The sequence below is a fragment of the Caballeronia ptereochthonis genome (assembly GCF_001545075.1).
In the GTDB taxonomy this organism is placed as follows: Bacteria; Pseudomonadota; Gammaproteobacteria; order Burkholderiales; family Burkholderiaceae; genus Caballeronia; species Caballeronia ptereochthonis.
In genome coordinates this window covers 40,773-57,166 of sequence record NZ_FCOB02000001.1, presented here as the reverse complement: position 1 = coordinate 57,166, position 16,394 = coordinate 40,773, and the positions used below count along the sequence as shown (strand labels likewise).

The following is a 16,394-nucleotide window of genomic DNA, read 5'->3' as shown; positions in this document are numbered from 1 at the left end:
TCGTTCCTCTTCGATGCGCCTTAAGCGAGGCGCCTGAGACTGTCGAGAAAGAGTGTCGCCGCGAGCAGGTCGGCCGCGCCGCCGGGCGATGCGTTCAGCGCCAGCAATTCGGTCTCGAGTCGCGCGAGCGCGGCGCGGCCTTCGTCCGTTCCCACGCCGCCGCGCTCCATCACGCTCCTCGCGCCGCGCTGCGCCGCATCGAGCGCGTGCATGCCGCCGCGATGCAGGAGACAGGTATCGTCGAGCGATGCGATGATCGCGATCAGCGTATCGAGCCGCGCGCCGGATTCGGTCAGATTGCGCGCACGCGCATCGTCGAGCGCGGGCAGGCCGATGCGCAGCGCGTGCGGAAAGCCCTCGCGCGCCTCGCCGCGCGCGCCCGGCACGCGATAGCGCTCGACCGCGCGCGCGCCGTGACTCGTCGTCGCCGATGCGGGCGCATACCGATCCTCGAATCGAGCGATCGCAGCCGCCGATGCGCAGATCGCTTCGCTGTCGTCCGGTGCGTGCATCGCCGCGCCCGCGCACAGCAGGCCGACGATCCAGATTGCGCCGCGATGCGCGTTGCTGCCATTCGTGGCGCGCATCATTGCCGCTTCGCCTTCGCGACCGATGCGCGCGAGCTGCTCGCGCAAGGCTTGCGACGGTTCGGCATGCGATGCCGCGCGCGCGAGCGCGAGAAAGGTCGGTTGCAGCGCATGAGCGGAGCGCAGCATCGTGTCCAGATCGAGGTCGCGATGCGCGCCGCTGCCGCGTTGATCGACGAGCGCGGGCTTGGGGGTGAGACGTGCTTCGTCGATCAGCGCATCGACGGCATGAGCGGCGATCGTGAGCGGCGCGGTCGCGTATTCGCGGACTTCTTCGCGCAGAAGTGAAAGGGCGGCCGTCATCGCGATCACCAGCTTCTGAAGCGCGCGGGCGGCGCATAGAGTCCGCCCGACCACGCCACGAGATCGTCGATGCTGCGCGCCGCGAGCAATGAGCGCTTTGCTTCGCCGCGCCGCACGCCGAGGTCTTCCGGATACGCGACGATGCCGCGCCGTCTCAGTTCCGCCGTCTTCGCCGGGTCGGCGCGCATGCCGATGGGCGTCACGCCGGCGACCGCCGCGAGCGCCGCGCGCCGTTCATCGACGCCTTCGGCCGCATGCAGATACGCGATGCCTTCCTCGGTCACGACGTGTGTGACGTCGTCGCCGTAGATCATCACGGGCGCGATCGGCATGCCGCTCTTCTCGCCGACGGCGATCGCATCGAGTGCATCGACGATGGTCGGCTCGCCGCCTTTCTTGTACGTCTCGGCGGTCTGCACGACGAGCTTGTGGCCGCGCGCGATCTTCGGATTCGGGCCGTCGTCTTTCAGCAGCTTGAGCCACGCCTCGCTCGAATGACGGCGGCCGCGCGGATCGTGTCCCATGTTCGGGGCGCCGCCGAAGCCGGCGAGCCGCCCGAGCGTGACGGTCGATGAATTCGCGTCGGCGTCCATCTGCAGGGTCGAGCCGATGAACAGATCGACGCCGTATTGCCCCGCCAACTGGCAGAACACGCGATTCGAGCGCAGGCTGCCGTCGCGTCCGGTGAAGAACACGTCGGGGCGCGCCGCGATGTAGTCCTCCATGCCGACTTCGCTGCCGAAGCAATGCACGCTCTGCACCCAGCCGGATTCGATCGCGGGAATGAGCGTCGGATGCGGATTGAGCGCCCAGTGCGTGCAGATCCTGCCCTTGAGCCCGAGCGCTTCGCCGTAGGTCGGCAGAAGCAGTTCGATCGCGGCCGTATCGAAGCCGATGCCGTGATTGAGCGCGGTGACGCCATAGCGGTCATAGATGCCGCGTATGGTCATCATCGCCATGAGGATCTGCAATTCGCCGATATGGCGCGGGTCGCGCGTGAAGAGCGGTTCGACGGCGAACGGGCGGTCCGCCTGCACGACGACATCGATCCACGAGCCGGGAATGTCGACGCGCGGCAGCTCATCGACGATTTCGTTGACCTGCGCGACCACGATGCCGTGCCGGAACGCGGTGGCCTCGACGATGGTCGGCGTGTCCTCGGTGTTCGCGCCGGTATAGAGATTGCCGTGACGGTCCGCCTGCACCGCGCATACCAGCGCAACCTGCGGCGTGAGATCGATGAACATGCGCGCATACAGTTCGATATACGTATAGATCGCGCCGATCTCCAGCATGCCGTCCTCGAGCAGCTGCGCGACGCGCAGGCTCTGCGGCCCCGCGAACGCGAAATCGACCTTGCGCGCGATGCCTTGCTCGAAGAGCGCGAGATGCTCGGGCCGGCTGATGCTCGAGATGAGCAGATGCACGTCGTGCACGCGCGCGGGATCGAGCTTCGCAAACGCGCGCGAGAGGAAGTCGGCCTGCTTCTGGTTGTTGCCTTCGAGCGCGACGCGATCGCCGGTGGCGATCAGCGCACTCAACGCATCGACGATGCGCGCGGGATCGAGCACCGATCCGTCTAGCCACGGCTCGATCAGCTTCAGTCGCCGCGCCTTTTCCTGCGCGCGCGTGTTCCAGTTCCGGTTTGCAGAGAGCGCGTCAGCGGGGGTGGACGAGTTCATCGGTCTGCCTGTGAGGAAGTCGTTGGGGTCGTTCGGGAAGATGCGGAAGCGCGCGGGCGGCGTTTTTTCCTGGCGTGGCTCGCCTGGGCGAGCGCCTGCGCATCGGCGAGAAAGCGGTAGATCAGTTCGCCCGTCGAGAGCAGATGGCGCGCGACCAGCGTCTGCGCGCGTTCGATGTCGCGCGCGGCGAGCGCCTCGAAGATCGCGCGGTGCTCGGCATCGGACGAATCCTTGTGAATCGGAAGCCCGAGCTTCAGCCGCAGATAGCGCTCGCCGCGGCGATGCATCTGGCCGATCAGCTCCATCAGGCGCGGCCGGTCCGCGGGCGCGTACAGGCTCATATGGAACTGCTCGTTGCGCACTACGTAGAGCGCCGGATCGGGCTCGTTCTCCGCGGCTTCGAGCAGGCGCTTCGCATCGGCGAGTGTCTCGGGCGTGTGATGTCCGATCGCGATGCCGATCGCGAGACTCTCCAGCGACGCGCGGATCTCGTAGATCTCGCGCGCCTCGTCGGCGGATTGCAGGCTGACGGCCGCGCCGCGATTCGGCTCGATCGTCACCCAGCCCTCGCTTTCGAGCTGGCGGAACGCCTCGCGCACCGGAATCGCGCTGACGGAGAACTGCCGCGCGATCGCGTCCTGGCGCAGCGGCTCGCCCGGCAGCAGCGAGCCTTCGACGATCGCGGTACGCAACGCATCCGCGATGAAGCGCGACGTGCTCTGGCGCGGCTCGAACTGCGCGTCGCGGAATGAAACCGGATGCGGTGATCCGGAAGCAGGGAGATCGGTCGGCATGGCTAGGTGAAAGTGCGGAGTTGTCGTCAGTCGATGTTCAAATATTATATATAAAAATGCACACGGAACCCCCGGTGCTTTCCCTAGACGCCATAACAAACAGTATTTACCGGCGCGTCGTTAATTTCCTTAGGAGAAACATGGCCATGCCGACAACGCTGGATCGTCAGATAAGCGCGACGCGCGCCACGAAGACGCCGCTAAACCGGTCGCAGATCACGGGTTTCTGGGGCGCGTGGGCCGGCTGGACACTCGACGGGATGGATTCGTTCATCTACGCGCTCGTGCTCGCGCCGGCGCTCACCGAACTGCTGCCGCGCTCGGGCTACGCCGCGACGCCGGCGAACGTCGGGCTCGCGGGCTCGATCCTGTTTGCGCTGTTCCTGGTGGGTTGGGGACTGTCGTTCATCTGGGGCCCGCTCGCCGACCGCTTCGGGCGCACCAAGGTCCTCGCCGCGACCATCTTCACGTTCGCGATCTTCACCGGCCTCGCCGCGACCGCGCATACGGTGTGGGAGCTCGGCATCTATCGATTCTTCGCGGGCGTGGGCATCGGCGGCGAGTGGGCGTTGGCGGGAACGTATGTCGCGGAGGCCTGGCCGGAGGATCGCCGCAAGATGGGTGCGGGCTATCTGCAGACCGGCTATTACGCGGGCTTCTTCCTGGCCGCTGCGCTGAACTACACGATCGGCGCCGCGTTCGGCTGGCGTGTGATGTTCCTGGTCGGCCTGTTCCCGGTCGTCGTGTCGATTCTCGTGCTCATGCGCGTGAAGGAAACCGACAAGTGGGAGCGCGCCGAAGCCATTCATCCGCACGTGAAGCATGAGAGTTCACTGAAAGCGATCTTCAACGCGCAATATCGCAAGCGCACGATCGTCGCGGCCGTGCTGCTGACCGTCGCGATCATCGGCTTGTGGGCGGGTGCGGTGTACGAGCCGTCGGCGGTCATTCAGCTCGCGACGAAGGCCGGCATGGGCAAGGCGGAAGCCGCGCGCATGGCGTCGATCGCCACGGGGCTTCTGTCGATCGGCACGATCGTCGGCTGTCTCGCGCTGCCGCCGATGGCCGAGAAAATCGGCCGCCGCAAGACGCTCGCGGTGTACTTCATCGGCATGGCCGCGTCGATCGCGCTCGCGTTCGGCTGGGCGTTCTATCTGCCGAACGGGCTCGTGCCGTTCATCGCGCTGCTCGTCGTGCTGGGCTTCTTCGGCGGCAATTTCGCGCTCTTTTCACTGTGGCTTCCCGAGCAATTCGAAACCCGCGTGCGGGCGACGGCGTTCGCGTTCTGCACTTCGGTGGGCCGCTTCTTCGGCGCGATCGTGAACTTCGGCATCGGCGCGATGGTGCTCAACATGAAGACGCTTGGCGTGCCGATCGCGCTTACGGCGATTGCGTTCCTGATCGGTCTCGCGGTGATTCCGCTCGCGCCCGAAACGAAGGGGCAGGAACTGCCGAGCTGAGTCGCGCCAGGCTTCCTGCGGACGGCGGCCTGCGAGATTCGAAGGCCGCCGTTTTTTTATGTGCGCGACGCTTACTTTTCGTAAGAATTTCCACGGTAATGGGAGGTTACCAAGTCGCACACTCGATCTTGCGTTCGTCCGATATAGTCCGGTCAACACAACAAACGACCCATCGAGGTGGGGCTTCACATGAACAAGGTTTCGAAGGCTTCCGTGCTGGCTGGCGCCGTCCTGATCGGCGGTGTGACGTTGTCCGGCGCGGCCATGGCGGGAGTGTCCGTGGGCGTGAACATCGGGGTGCCCGCGCCTGTGTACGTTGCGCCGGCGCCGGTCTACGCGCCGCCTCCGCCGCCCGTCGTGTATGCGCCGCCTCCGCCGCCGATGTACGCGCAGCCGGCCATCGTGATCGGCTGGCACGGCGACCGCTACTGGGACGGCCGCCGCTATTGGGATCGCGACGACTGGTATCGCCATCACGGCAACGGTCACGGATACGGACACGACAACGGTCACGGATACGGACACGACGACGGCCGCCACGGCTGGCACTGATCGCCTGCTCCGCGATTTCGCATTCGGAAAAGCCACCCGCCGCCGCTGGTGGCTTTTTCATTTTCGCCGACACGGAATGAGGCGGATTCGCCACACTCGGAGGGCACGAAAGGCATTTGCACCCGGATGCAATGTAACAAAAGGTAAGCTTTCTCCTGACATTACGCCGAGAGCCGCAAAAACTTACAAAGCTGAAATATTGCGCTGAAAGCTTTCCGTTATATTTCGTCGCAAGCGAACAAGTAGAAGAGCGAGGTCGGTTTGCATATGAAGATGAATATCCCGGGACGAATTCTGGCTGGCGTGCTGGCTGTCGCGGCGTGGGGCGTGACGAGCGCCGCGCGCGCCGATGTGCACGTGGGCGTGAACGTCGGCATTCCGGCGCCGGTGTATGTCGCGCCGACGCCGGTGTATGCGCCGCCTCCGCCACCCGTGATCTATCAGCCCGGGCCGGTGTACGCGCCGCCGGTGGTGATCGGCTGGCACGGCAACCGCTATTGGGACGGCCGCCGCTACTGGAGCCGCAGCGACTGGAATCACCATCACGGGTATGGGCGCGGGCCGCATTACGGTCCGCCGCCGGGGCACGGACACGGGCACGGGCACGGCGGTCCGCACGGACGCCACTGAGCGCCAGGCCCGAAACGGCCGTCAAGCGGCCGCAGCAAACAGAAAAGCGCCGCTCGCATGAAACGAGCGGCGCTTTTTTTCGGAAGCGGTGAAACGCGGGGTTATTCCGCCTCGCCGCCCATTCCGCCGACGACCGCGTGGAACCCGGCATCGACATGGACGACTTCCGCGCTCACGCCGGCCGACAGATCCGACAGCAGGAACGCCGCGACATTGCCCACCTGCTCGATTGTCACGTTGCGCTTGAGCGGTGCGTTTTCTTCGACAAAGTTCAGAATCTTGCCGAAGCCCTTGATGCCGCTCGCCGCGAGCGTCTTGATCGGGCCGGCCGAAATGGCGTTGACGCGCACGCCCTTGCCGCCGAGCGAGGGCGAAGCCGCCATGTAACGAACGCTCGCCTCGAGCGACGCCTTCGCGAGACCCATCGTGTTGTAGTTCGGCAGCGCGCGCTCCGCGCCGAGATAGCTCAGCGTGAGCAGCGAGGAGCCGTCTTTCAGCATCGGCAGCGCCGCCTTGGCGAGCGCGGGGAAGCTGTACGCGGAGATGTCGTGCGCGATGCGGAAGTTCTCGCGCGTCATGCCGTCGAGGAAGTCGCCCGCGATCGCCTCGCGCGGCGCGAAGCCGATCGAGTGCACGAGGCCGTCGAGCGTATCCCAGCGTTCCTTGAGCGATGCGAAGAGCGCTTCGATCTGCGCATCGTCGGCGACGTCGCAGGGGTAGACCATGTCGCTGCCGAACTCGGTCGCGAATTCGGTGATGCGCTCCTTGAAGCGCTCGCCGACATACGTGAACGCGAGCTCCGCGCCTTCGCGCTTGCAGGCTTCGGCGATGCCGTAAGCGATCGAGCGGTTCGACAGCAAGCCCGTCAGCAGAATTCGTTTTCCAGCGAGAAAGCCCATGAATGCTCCTTCTTTGATGTCAATGTCGCGCGCGGGCGGCGGGGCAGGTGCGGACGTGAGTGCCGCGCGCATCGTGCGTCGCGTGATCGGCCTGCATGCGAGCCCTTGGGCCGCAAGCCGGGCGGCGCGTGATTTTGGGTAGAATTCTCTCACATCGCAATGCCCCGCCGAGGATTCTCGCGCGTTCGCTTCGGGCCTTTGCCCGGGTCATTCAACCGCGTCACGCATGCACATCGCGCCAAGAGGCACATGACGACTCGCACGACGATCCGCTCGTTCCGCGCCTCACGCAACCTGATCGGCAACTTCATCGCCCTGGCGCTCAGCGGATCGATCGCATGGTTCGCGAGCCCGGCCTATGCGGTCCACGCGATCGCGCAATACGGCGAGCCCAAATATCCGGCGGGTTTCAGGCACTTCGACTACGTCAACCCCGACGCGCCGCGCGACGGCACGCTCGTGCTCGCCAATCCGAACCGCCTGACGAGCTTCGACAAATTCAATCCGTTCACGCTGCGCGGCAATCCCGCGCCGGGCCTTTCGCTGATGTTCGAGAGCCTGACGACGGGCAGTCTCGACGAAGTCTCGAGCGCTTACGGTTTGCTCGCCGACGACATCTCGGTCGCGCCGGACGGCATGTCGACCACTTTCCACATCAATCCGAAAGCGCGCTTCTCGAACGGCGATCCGGTCACGGCCGAGGACGTGAAGTTCTCGTTCGAGACGCTGAAGAGTCCGCAGGCCGCGCCGCAGTTTTCCGTGTACTTCGGGCAGATCGCGCGCGCGGTGGTGATCGATCCGCTCACGATCCGCTTCGAGTTCAAGACCGCGACGCGCGAGATGCCGCTGCTCGCGGGCGGCATACCCGTGTTCTCGCGCAAGTGGGGCATGAAGCCGGACGGCACGCGCATTCCGTTCGATCAGATGGCGTTCCAGAAGCCCATCGGCAGCGGGCCGTATCTGATCGATCGGTACGACAGCGGCCGCACCATTTCGTACCGGCGCAATCCCGATTACTGGGGCGCTTCGCTGCCGGTGCGCGTCGGCACGTTCAATTTCGCGCATATCGACTACAAGCTGTATTCGGATGCCACCGCGCGGCTCGAAGCGTTCAAGGCGGGCGAGTACGACGTGCTCGTCGAGTACGTCGCGCGTAGCTGGGTGCGGCGCGATATCGGCAAGCGCTTCGACAGCGGCGAGCTGATCAAGCGCGAGTTCCCGCAGCACAACGGCACGGGCATGCAGGGCTTCTTCATCAACACGCGGCGGCCGCTCTTCAAGGACGTGCGCGTGCGCCAGGCGCTCGATCTCGCGCTCGATTTCGAATGGCTCAACCGGCAGCTGTTCTTCAATCAGTACAAGCGCATCGACAGCTTCTTCGTCAATACCGATCTGCAGGCGAAGGGCAAGCCGGACGAAGGCGAACTGGCGATCCTGAATCCGTTGAAGCAGGATCTCGATCCGTCCGTGTTCGGCGAGATGCCGCGCCAGCCGGACACCGATCCGCCCGGCTCGCTGCGCGCGAATCTGATCAAGGCGCGCGTGCTGCTCGCGCAGGCGGGCTGGACCTATCGCGACGGCGCGCTGCGCAACGCGAAGGGCGTGCCCTTCGTCTTCGAGATTCTGGACGACACGGGCGGCGGCGCGTCGATGGAGCCGGTCGCGGCCGCGTTCGGGCGCAATCTGCAGAAGCTCGGCATCACGATGAACTTTCGCACCGTGGATTACGCGCTGATCCAGAAGCGTCTCGACGCGTTCGATTTCGACATGACGAGCGTGCGCATGCCCGACGTGCAGGTGCCGGGCACCGAGCAGGTCTCGCGCTTCGGCAGCAAGTCCGCCGACGAGCAGGGCTCGGACAATCTCGCGGGCGTGAAGTCGCCGGCGGTCGATGCGATTCTCCAGAAGGTGATCTCGGCGCAGACGCGCGAGCAACTGGTCGACGCGACACATGCGCTCGATCGCGTCCTGATGAACGGCTACTATGTGGTGCCGCACTGGTACTCGGCGACGCATCGTGTCGCGTATCGCAACACACTCGCGTATCCGGCGACGTTGCCGCTGTACTACGGCGCCGAGGACTGGGTCATATCGACGTGGTGGGCGAAGCCCGCGGCTGCCGCCGCGGCGAAATAGAGGACGGTGCGCCATGTGGAGCTACATCCTTAAACGCATTCTCTTGATGATCCCGACGCTCATCGGCGTGCTCACGCTCACCTTCGTCGTGATCCAGTTCGTGCCGGGCGGTCCGGTCGAGCAGGCGGTGCACGATCTGCGGCGCGGTCAGTCGGAAGGCGGTGGCGGCGGCTTCGGACTGCGTACGCATACGGGCGTCGACGCGCAGCAGGTCGAGCAGCTCAAGAAGCTCTATGGTTTCGACAAACCGCCGCTGCAACGCTACTTCCTGATGCTCGGCAAGTTCGCGCGCTTCGATCTCGGTGACAGCTACTTCAGGCATCAGAGCGTGTGGTCGCTGATCGTGTCGAAGCTGCCGGTGTCGATCAGCATCGGCTTGTGGACCTTCTTCATCACGTATCTGATATCGGTGCCGCTCGGCATCGCGAAGGCGGTCCAGAACGGCTCGAAGTTCGATGTCGCGACGAGCCTCATCGTGCTCGTCGGCTTCGCGATTCCGGGCTTCGTGCTGGGCGTGCTGCTGCTGGTGCTCTTCGGCGGCGGATCGTTCTGGCAGCTGTTCCCGCTGCGCAATCTCACCTCCGACAACTGGGCGACGCTCTCGCTCGGCGGCAAGATTCTCGACTATCTGTGGCACATCACGCTGCCGGTGGTGGCGTCGGTGGTGGGCAGCTTCGCCATCGTCACGATGCTCACGAAAAACGCCTTCCTCGACGAGATCCGCAAGCAATACGTGCTGACCGCGCGCGCGAAAGGCTTGAGCGAGCGGCGCGTGCTCTGGAAGCATGTGTTCCGCAATGCGCTGCTGCCGCTGATCGTCGGCTTTCCGGCGGCGTTCATCGGCGCATTCTTCACGGGCAGCCTGCTCATCGAGACGCTGTTCTCGCTCGACGGGCTCGGCCTGCTCTCGTACGAATCCGTCGTGCGGCGCGACTATCCGGTCGTGCTCGGCACGCTCTATCTCTTCACGCTGATCGGCCTCGCGACGAAGCTCGTCTCGGACCTCTGTTACGTCTGGGTCGATCCGCGCATTCAATTCGAACAACTGGAGCGCTGATTTGAATCGAGCCGCTTCATCACGATCGTCACGGCGCGCCGCCAACGGCAGCGACGCGCAACCGCTGCGCGGCGAGGCATCGGTGCCGCCCGGGCGGCGCGTATGGCTGCGCTTCAGGCAGCATCGGCTCGGGTACTGGAGCCTCATCGTGTTTGTCGCGGCGTTCGTCATCAGCCTCGCGGGACCGCTGTGGTCGAACGACAAGCCGCTCGTCGTGCGCTATCAGGGGCAGTTCTACTTTCCGCTCGTGAAGACCTATGCGGAGACGACCTTCGGCGGCGACTTCCCGACGCCCGCCGACTATCTCGACCCGTTCGTGCGCGACCGCTTCAGCGCACCGGGCAACTTCGCGATCTATCCGCCGAATCACTACTACTACGACACGCTCAATTATTTCTCGAAGGGCTCGAATCCGGCGCCGCCGTCGCGCGAAAACTGGCTCGGCACCGACGACCGCGGCCGCGACGTGTTCGCGCGGCTCGTGTATGGCTTTCGCGTGTCGGTGCTGTTCGCGCTCGTGCTCACCGCGATCGGCACGATCGTCGGCGTCCTGGCGGGCGCGGTGCAGGGTTACTTCGGCGGCAGGATCGACATCATCGGGCAGCGCCTGATCGAAATATGGAGCGCGTTGCCGGAACTCTATCTGCTCATCATCTTCGCGTCGATTTTCGAGCCGAGCCTGATCCTGCTGATCGTTCTCCTGTCGCTGTTCGGCTGGATCGGCCTGTCGGACTACGTGCGCGCGGAGTTCCTGCGCAACCGCACGCAGGACTACGTGCGCGCGGCGCGCGCGATGGGCCTCTCGAACTGGCAGATCATCTGGCGGCACGTCTTGCCCAACAGCCTGACGCCCGTGATCACGTTCCTGCCGTTTCGCATGAGCGGGGCGATCCTCGCGCTGACGAGCCTCGATTTTCTGGGCCTGGGCGTGCCGTCGCCGACGCCGTCGCTCGGCGAGCTGCTCGCGCAGGGCAAGGCCAATCTCGATGCGTGGTGGATTTCGCTCTCGACCTTCGGCGTGCTCGTCGCAACCTTGCTGCTGCTGACCTTCATGGGCGATGCCTTGCGCAACGCGCTGGATACGCGCATCGCCGACGCGGTAAAAGCGGGGGGCGGGCAGTGAGCGCGCCGCTGCTTTCGATTCAGGACCTGCGCGTGCGCTTCGGCGACACGCTCGCCGTCGACGGCGCGAACCTCGACATCCGCGCGGGCGAGCGCGTGGCGCTCGTCGGCGAATCGGGCTCGGGCAAGAGCGTGACGGCGCTCTCGATCCTGCGCCTGTTGCGCGACGCCGAGCTGAGCGGCTCGATCCGCTTCGCCGGCGAGGAGCTGCTCGCGAAAAGCGAGCACGCGATGCGCGGCCTGCGCGGCTCCGACATCGCAATGATCTTCCAGGAGCCGATGACGGCCCTCAATCCGCTCTACACGGTTGGCGACCAGATCGGCGAGACGATCCAGCTGCACGACGGCGCGAGCCCGCGCGAGGCGAGGCAGCGGGCGATCGCGCTGCTCGCGCGCACGGGCATCGGCGAGCCGGAAAGGCGCGTGAACAGCTATCCGCATCAGCTTTCGGGCGGGCAGCGCCAGCGCGTGATGATCGCGATGGCGCTCGCGTGCCGGCCGCGTCTTCTGCTCGCCGACGAGCCGACCACCGCGCTCGACGTGACGATCCGCGCGCAGATCGTCGAATTGCTGCTGGAGCTGCAGCGCGACGAAGCGGAAAAGCGCGGCATGGCCGTGCTGCTCATCACGCACGACCTGAATCTCGTCAGGCGCTTCGCCGAGCGGGTCGCGGTGATGGAGAAGGGCGTGCTGGTCGAAAGCGGCACGGTCGAGGACATTTTCACGTCGCCGCAGCATCCGTACACGCAGCGTCTCCTGCAAAGCAAGCCGAAGCGCAGCGTGCTGCCGGTGCTGCCGATCGCGCCCGTGCTGCTCGACGCGAAGAACGTGTCGGTCGATTACCCGACGCGTCTGCCCGGTTTCGCCGGCTGGTTCCGGCGCGGCCGCTTCAAGGCGGTCGACGACGTCACGCTGACGGTCCGGCAGGGGGAAACGCTCGGCATCGTCGGGGAATCGGGCTCGGGGAAATCCACGCTCGCGATGGCGCTGCTCGGCTTGCAGCGTATCTCAAACGGCGCGGTGCAGTTTCAGGGCCGGGCGCTCGGCGATTTTCGCGGACGCGAAAAAACCGTGCTGCGCTCGAATCTGCAGGTCGTCTTTCAGGATCCGTTCAGCTCGCTGTCGCCGCGGCAGACGGTGGAGCGGATCGTCGGTGAAGGGCTCGCGCTGCATCGCCCGGAGCTGAACACGGCCGCGCGACGCGACAAGGTGATCGCCGTGCTGCGGGAAGTCGGCATGGACCGGGCCGCGCTCACGCGTTATCCGCACGAGTTTTCGGGCGGACAGCGGCAGCGCATCGCGATTGCGCGCGCGCTGGTGCTGGAGCCGAGCATCCTGATCCTCGACGAGCCGACGAGCGCACTCGATGTTTCCATTCAAACTCAAGTACTTGCGCTATTGGCCGATATCCAGAAGAAGCACAACCTCGGTTACGTTTTCATTAGCCACGACCTGCAGGTGATCGGCGCGATGGCGCACCGCGTCGCGGTGATGCGGAATGGTTTTGTCGTCGAGTCCGGCGAAGTAGAGAAGATTTTTGCGAGCCCCTCGGACGGATACACACGAAAGCTTCTGAAAGCAGCCTTGGATTCCTAAAAATCTTTCTTTTTCACCAATTGGGTGCCCATCTCGATTGTATTTTTCTATTTCTTTTGACAGTTAAATACTTTATGGCTAGTATCCCTCCAAACTTTCACGTATCTCCCTGATTTATCAGTCTTTAATTGTAAAACCTACCGACCGATGCAGCCACTATCGTTGACTCAGACATGCGCGCGCGCCGCCGCGAGCATGTTAATCGGCCTCCTGATGACAACAACTTCCGGCGCGTTCGCCGACGAAGTCAGCAGTAGCAGCCAGAATGCCAACAACGGCATTTTTTCCTCCAGCAAATCCAATGACGCAGTCAGCGCAGACGTCGCCAGCACGCCGGGCGGCGCGAAGTCGTTTCTGTCGGGCGTGGCGAGCAAGGCGGGCGACGTCGTCGTCGGCGCGCTCAACATGATCGGCGTGCGCTATCGCTGGGGCGGCAACTCACCCGACTCGGGCCTCGATTGCAGCGGCTTCGTGCGCTACGTGTTTCAGGACACGCTCGGCATGACCTTGCCGCGCCGCGCCGAGGAAATGAGCCGTGTCGGCGAGAAGGTCCGCGTGTCGGATCTGAAGCCGGGCGATCTCGTGTTCTTCAACACGATGCGCCGCTCGTTCTCGCACGTCGGCATCTATATCGGCGACAACAAGTTCGTCCATTCGCCGTCCACCGGGAGCACGATCCGCGTCGACGACATGGAAGACGGCTACTGGGAAAAGCGCTTCCAGGGCGCGCGCCGCATCGAGAACGCGCAGTTCAACGATGGCGCCGAACTGCGCCAGCGCGTGAGCGCCACGATCGGCGGTTACTGATCGATCGGTTCACCGTCGCGAAAAGCCTGCCTCCTTCGGACGCAGGCTTTTTTGCTTTTGGCGCTCCGATCATGCGTGCAAGGTCAATCAGCGCCATCGGAAAGCCTCATTGCACGCGCCTGCAAAAGCCGTTATAGTTTTTGAATGAACTTTTTCTCGTTCCCCTTCTCGCTGTTCCCGGCCGGTGCGTCGCTACGCGCACTATCGCTACTGGCGCGCCTACCGCGCTGATTCGTCTCGCCTCCCGTCTGCTCGTCCATTCAGGTTTTCGACGCCAGCGGTGGCGCGGACACCCGGATTCCCTTTTGCGTTTCCTCTCGATATTTCCAACAATCGATAAATCTCCCCACAGGAGCCCGACATGGCAGCAGACAAGTTGATCATCTTCGACACGACCTTGCGCGACGGCGAGCAGTCCCCCGGCGCATCGATGACGAAGGAAGAGAAGATCCGCATCGCGAAGCAGTTGGAGCGCATGAAGGTCGACGTGATCGAAGCGGGCTTCGCCGCGAGCTCGAACGGCGATTTCGACGCGATCAACACCATTGCCTCGCTGGTCAAGGACAGCACGGTCTGCTCGCTGGCCCGCGCGAACGACAAGGACATCCAGCGCGCCGCCGATGCGCTCAAGCCCGCCAGCCAGTTCCGCATCCACACGTTCATCGCCACCTCGGCGCTGCACATGGAGAAGAAGCTGCGCATGACGCCGGAGCAGGTGTACGAGCAGGCGCGTCTCGCCGTGCGCTTCGCGCGCAAGTTCACCGATGACGTCGAGTTCTCGCCGGAAGACGGCAGCCGCTCGGACATCGACTTCCTCTGCCGCGTGATCGAGGCAGTGATCGACGAAGGCGCACGCACCATCAACATCGCGGATACGGTGGGCTACGGCGTGCCCGAGCTCTACGGCAATCTCGTCAAGACGCTGCGCGATCGCGTGCCCAATTCGGACAAGGCGATCTGGTCCGTCCACTGTCACGACGACCTCGGCATGGCGGTGGCCAATTCGCTCGCCGGCGTGAAGATCGGCGGCGCGCGTCAGGTCGAGTGCACGATCAACGGTCTGGGCGAGCGCGCGGGCAATACGTCGCTCGAAGAGATCGTGATGTCGGTGAAGACGCGCAAGGATTATTTCGGACTCGATCTCGGCATCGACACGACGCAGATCGTGCCGACCTCCAAGCTCGTCTCGCAGATCACCGGGTTCGTCGTGCAACCGAACAAGGCCGTGGTCGGCGCGAACGCGTTCGCGCACGCGTCGGGCATCCACCAGGACGGCGTGCTGAAGGCGCGCGACACCTACGAGATCATGCGCGCGGAAGACGTGGGCTGGAGCGCGAACAAGATCGTGCTCGGCAAGCTGTCCGGCCGTAATGCGTTCAAGCAGCGTCTCGAAGAACTGGGCGTGCAGCTCGAATCCGAAGCCGAAGTGAATGCCGCGTTCGCGCGCTTCAAGGATCTCGCCGATCGCAAGGCCGAAATCTTCGATGAAGACATCATGCAGATCGTCTCCGAGGAGTCGGCCGAGGCACAGGCGAAGGAGCACTTCCGCTTCGTATCGATGAAGCAGCATTCGGAGACCGGCGAGCAGCCGCAGGCGCAGGTCGTGTTCGCGGTCGAAGGCGCCGAAGTGACGGGCGAAGCGCGCGGCAACGGTCCGGTGGACGCGACGCTGCATGCGATCGAATCGAAGGTCGAGAGCGGCGCGGAGCTCGTGCTGTACTCGGTCAACGCGATCACCACCGGCACGCAGGCGCAGGGTGAGGTAACGGTGCGTCTGTCCAAGAGCGGGCGCATCGTGAACGGCGTGGGCACCGACCCGGATATCGTCGCGGCTTCGGCCAAGGCGTATATCGCCGCATTGAACAAGCTGCACTCGAAGGTCGAGAAGCTCAACCCGCAGCTTTGACAGTCGAGCGCCGTCTCGTCTGAAGCGAAAAAGCCCTCGTGAGAGGGCTTTTTCCTTGGCGCGAAGCGATCAGAACATATTGCGCCGGTCGGGATCGTGCAGCGGATCGGGCGTCTTCTGCGTCAGGCGCAGGATGCCCTGATCGTCGAAATAGAAGTTGTACATCAGGTACCAGATGTTCGCTTCCATGTAGCGATAGGTCCAGACTTCGCGCTTCATCAGCGGAAAATACGACGTTTCCACCGGTCTGCCGAAGTTCACGAGCACGTCCTTCTTCGTCCAGGTGCCGATCTGCGCCTTGTAGAACTCGTTTTCGTCGAGCACCTGTCTGACGCTCACGATCTTGCCGGACGCGTCGATGTCGGCGGCGGTGGTGGTTTCGCCCAGTGGCTGCGTCGGCCACATGAGGCGCTTGCCGCCGTTGGGCAGATCGTAGACTTCGCGCGGCGGGCCGAGACGCGCGGTGACCGTCGAGGCGTCCGCGCCGGCCTGATAGTTCTGCCACGGCTGCGCGCAGGCAGACAGAAGAAGCGCGACGCCCGCGCACGCCAGCGCGGCGCGCATGCGATTGGGTTTGTGCGGCATTGAAGGCCTCCACGTATGGATGTCCTCGCGGCGGCGAGGCGCATTCGTTCGATGTTTCCTGTGATTTTGACACGCGCGCGAGGCAAAACATTCTCCACGACGTCGCGGCATTGCGGCGTAAGTGTCGGCAATGCCGGACTTGCGTGGCGGGCGCCGCGCGGCCTATGATCCGCGCTTTCAGCGGATCGGCGGGGACGTATGGCGAGCGAATCGAACCAGGGAGCCGGCGTGCGCGCGGCGCGATGGCTGTGTCTGGCGGCATCGGCGCTGCTCGCGTG

14 protein-coding genes are annotated in these 16,394 nt (G+C 64.5%); 9 read left to right on the top strand and 5 right to left on the bottom strand.

The features are described 5' to 3' along the window. Positions 1-20: 20 nt before the first annotated feature. From AWB83_RS00275 to AWB83_RS00265, 3 genes are read right to left on the bottom strand one after another with little or no spacing between them, the layout of a single operon-like run. Positions 21-890, bottom strand: coding sequence for a triphosphoribosyl-dephospho-CoA synthase (locus AWB83_RS00275; protein WP_087042552.1), 870 nt, complete (start codon positions 888-890; stop codon positions 21-23). Positions 891-895: 5 nt separating this feature from the next. Continuing rightward, positions 896-2,572: a malonate decarboxylase subunit alpha gene (gene mdcA / locus AWB83_RS00270; protein WP_087042259.1), complete on the bottom strand. Its 1,677-nt coding sequence runs from the start codon at positions 2,570-2,572 to the stop codon at positions 896-898. Continuing rightward, on the bottom strand, positions 2,569-3,366 hold the full coding sequence (locus tag AWB83_RS00265) for a GntR family transcriptional regulator (RefSeq protein WP_087042258.1): 798 nt from the start codon (positions 3,364-3,366) through the stop codon (positions 2,569-2,571). Before AWB83_RS00265 ends, mdcA begins: the two co-directional genes overlap by 4 nt. Before the next feature lie 146 nt (positions 3,367-3,512). On the opposite strand from AWB83_RS00265, the gene AWB83_RS00260 reads away from it, so the two are divergent. The 3 genes from AWB83_RS00260 (at position 3,513) to AWB83_RS00250 (ending at position 6,008) form a co-directional block, all read left to right on the top strand. After that, the gene (locus AWB83_RS00260; protein ID WP_087042551.1) at positions 3,513-4,826 is read left to right on the top strand and encodes an MFS transporter; all 1,314 of its coding nucleotides are present in this window, start codon (positions 3,513-3,515) and stop codon (positions 4,824-4,826) included. Between the two features lie 189 nt (positions 4,827-5,015). Beyond that, entirely contained in the window at positions 5,016-5,378 is a 363-nt protein-coding gene (locus AWB83_RS00255; RefSeq protein WP_087042257.1) for a hypothetical protein, read from the top strand. A 267-nt stretch (positions 5,379-5,645) separates the two neighbouring features. Continuing rightward, the gene (locus AWB83_RS00250; RefSeq protein ID WP_087042256.1) at positions 5,646-6,008 is read left to right on the top strand and encodes a hypothetical protein; all 363 of its coding nucleotides are present in this window, start codon (positions 5,646-5,648) and stop codon (positions 6,006-6,008) included. Between the two features lie 101 nt (positions 6,009-6,109). Here the strand turns inward: AWB83_RS00250 and fabI are convergent, their stop codons facing one another. After that, positions 6,110-6,907, bottom strand: coding sequence for an enoyl-ACP reductase FabI (gene fabI, locus AWB83_RS00245; RefSeq protein ID WP_087042550.1), 798 nt, complete (start codon positions 6,905-6,907; stop codon positions 6,110-6,112). Positions 6,908-7,156: 249 nt separating this feature from the next. Between fabI and AWB83_RS00240 the strand changes: the two genes are divergently transcribed. The 6 genes from AWB83_RS00240 to AWB83_RS00215 all read left to right on the top strand — a co-directional run bounded on the left by AWB83_RS00240 (position 7,157) and on the right by AWB83_RS00215 (position 15,531). After that, a complete protein-coding gene (locus tag AWB83_RS00240; RefSeq protein ID WP_087042255.1) occupies positions 7,157-9,043 on the top strand; it encodes an extracellular solute-binding protein in 1,887 nt (628 codons plus the stop codon). A 13-nt stretch (positions 9,044-9,056) separates the two neighbouring features. Then, a complete protein-coding gene (locus AWB83_RS00235; protein WP_087042254.1) occupies positions 9,057-10,100 on the top strand; it encodes a microcin C ABC transporter permease YejB in 1,044 nt (347 codons plus the stop codon). A gap of 64 nt (positions 10,101-10,164) precedes the next feature. After that, positions 10,165-11,223, top strand: coding sequence for an ABC transporter permease (locus AWB83_RS00230; RefSeq protein ID WP_208636688.1), 1,059 nt, complete (start codon positions 10,165-10,167; stop codon positions 11,221-11,223). After that, complete coding sequence (locus tag AWB83_RS00225; RefSeq protein WP_087042252.1) at positions 11,220-12,818, top strand: ABC transporter ATP-binding protein; 1,599 nt, start codon at positions 11,220-11,222, stop codon at positions 12,816-12,818. The genes AWB83_RS00230 and AWB83_RS00225 overlap by 4 nt, the downstream gene beginning before the upstream one ends. Before the next feature lie 147 nt (positions 12,819-12,965). Then, entirely contained in the window at positions 12,966-13,625 is a 660-nt protein-coding gene (locus AWB83_RS00220; RefSeq protein WP_087042251.1) for a C40 family peptidase, read from the top strand. A 361-nt stretch (positions 13,626-13,986) separates the two neighbouring features. Beyond that, positions 13,987-15,531, top strand: coding sequence for a 2-isopropylmalate synthase (locus AWB83_RS00215; RefSeq protein WP_087042250.1), 1,545 nt, complete (start codon positions 13,987-13,989; stop codon positions 15,529-15,531). 69 nt (positions 15,532-15,600) lie between these two features. Here AWB83_RS00215 and AWB83_RS00210 read toward each other — a convergent pair whose 3' ends face one another. Next, entirely contained in the window at positions 15,601-16,116 is a 516-nt protein-coding gene (locus AWB83_RS00210) for a hypothetical protein (RefSeq protein WP_087042249.1), read from the bottom strand. Between the last annotated feature and the right edge of the window lie 278 nt (positions 16,117-16,394).

Bases quoted from the DNA above. Each gene is read 5' to 3' on its own strand.
- AWB83_RS00275 (WP_087042552.1), bottom strand. From the start codon at position 890: ATGACGGCCGCCCTTTCACTTCTGCGCGAAGAAGTCCGCGAATACGCG.
- mdcA (WP_087042259.1), bottom strand. From the start codon at position 2,572: ATGAACTCGTCCACCCCCGCTGACGCGCTCTCTGCAAACCGGAACTGG.
- AWB83_RS00265 (WP_087042258.1), bottom strand. From the start codon at position 3,366: ATGCCGACCGATCTCCCTGCTTCCGGATCACCGCATCCGGTTTCATTC.
- AWB83_RS00260 (WP_087042551.1), top strand. From the start codon at position 3,513: ATGCCGACAACGCTGGATCGTCAGATAAGCGCGACGCGCGCCACGAAG.
- AWB83_RS00255 (WP_087042257.1), top strand. From the start codon at position 5,016: ATGAACAAGGTTTCGAAGGCTTCCGTGCTGGCTGGCGCCGTCCTGATC.
- AWB83_RS00250 (WP_087042256.1), top strand. From the start codon at position 5,646: ATGAAGATGAATATCCCGGGACGAATTCTGGCTGGCGTGCTGGCTGTC.
- fabI (WP_087042550.1), bottom strand. From the start codon at position 6,907: ATGGGCTTTCTCGCTGGAAAACGAATTCTGCTGACGGGCTTGCTGTCG.
- AWB83_RS00240 (WP_087042255.1), top strand. From the start codon at position 7,157: ATGACGACTCGCACGACGATCCGCTCGTTCCGCGCCTCACGCAACCTG.
- AWB83_RS00235 (WP_087042254.1), top strand. From the start codon at position 9,057: ATGTGGAGCTACATCCTTAAACGCATTCTCTTGATGATCCCGACGCTC.
- AWB83_RS00220 (WP_087042251.1), top strand. From the start codon at position 12,966: ATGCAGCCACTATCGTTGACTCAGACATGCGCGCGCGCCGCCGCGAGC.
- AWB83_RS00215 (WP_087042250.1), top strand. From the start codon at position 13,987: ATGGCAGCAGACAAGTTGATCATCTTCGACACGACCTTGCGCGACGGC.
- AWB83_RS00210 (WP_087042249.1), bottom strand. From the start codon at position 16,116: ATGCCGCACAAACCCAATCGCATGCGCGCCGCGCTGGCGTGCGCGGGC.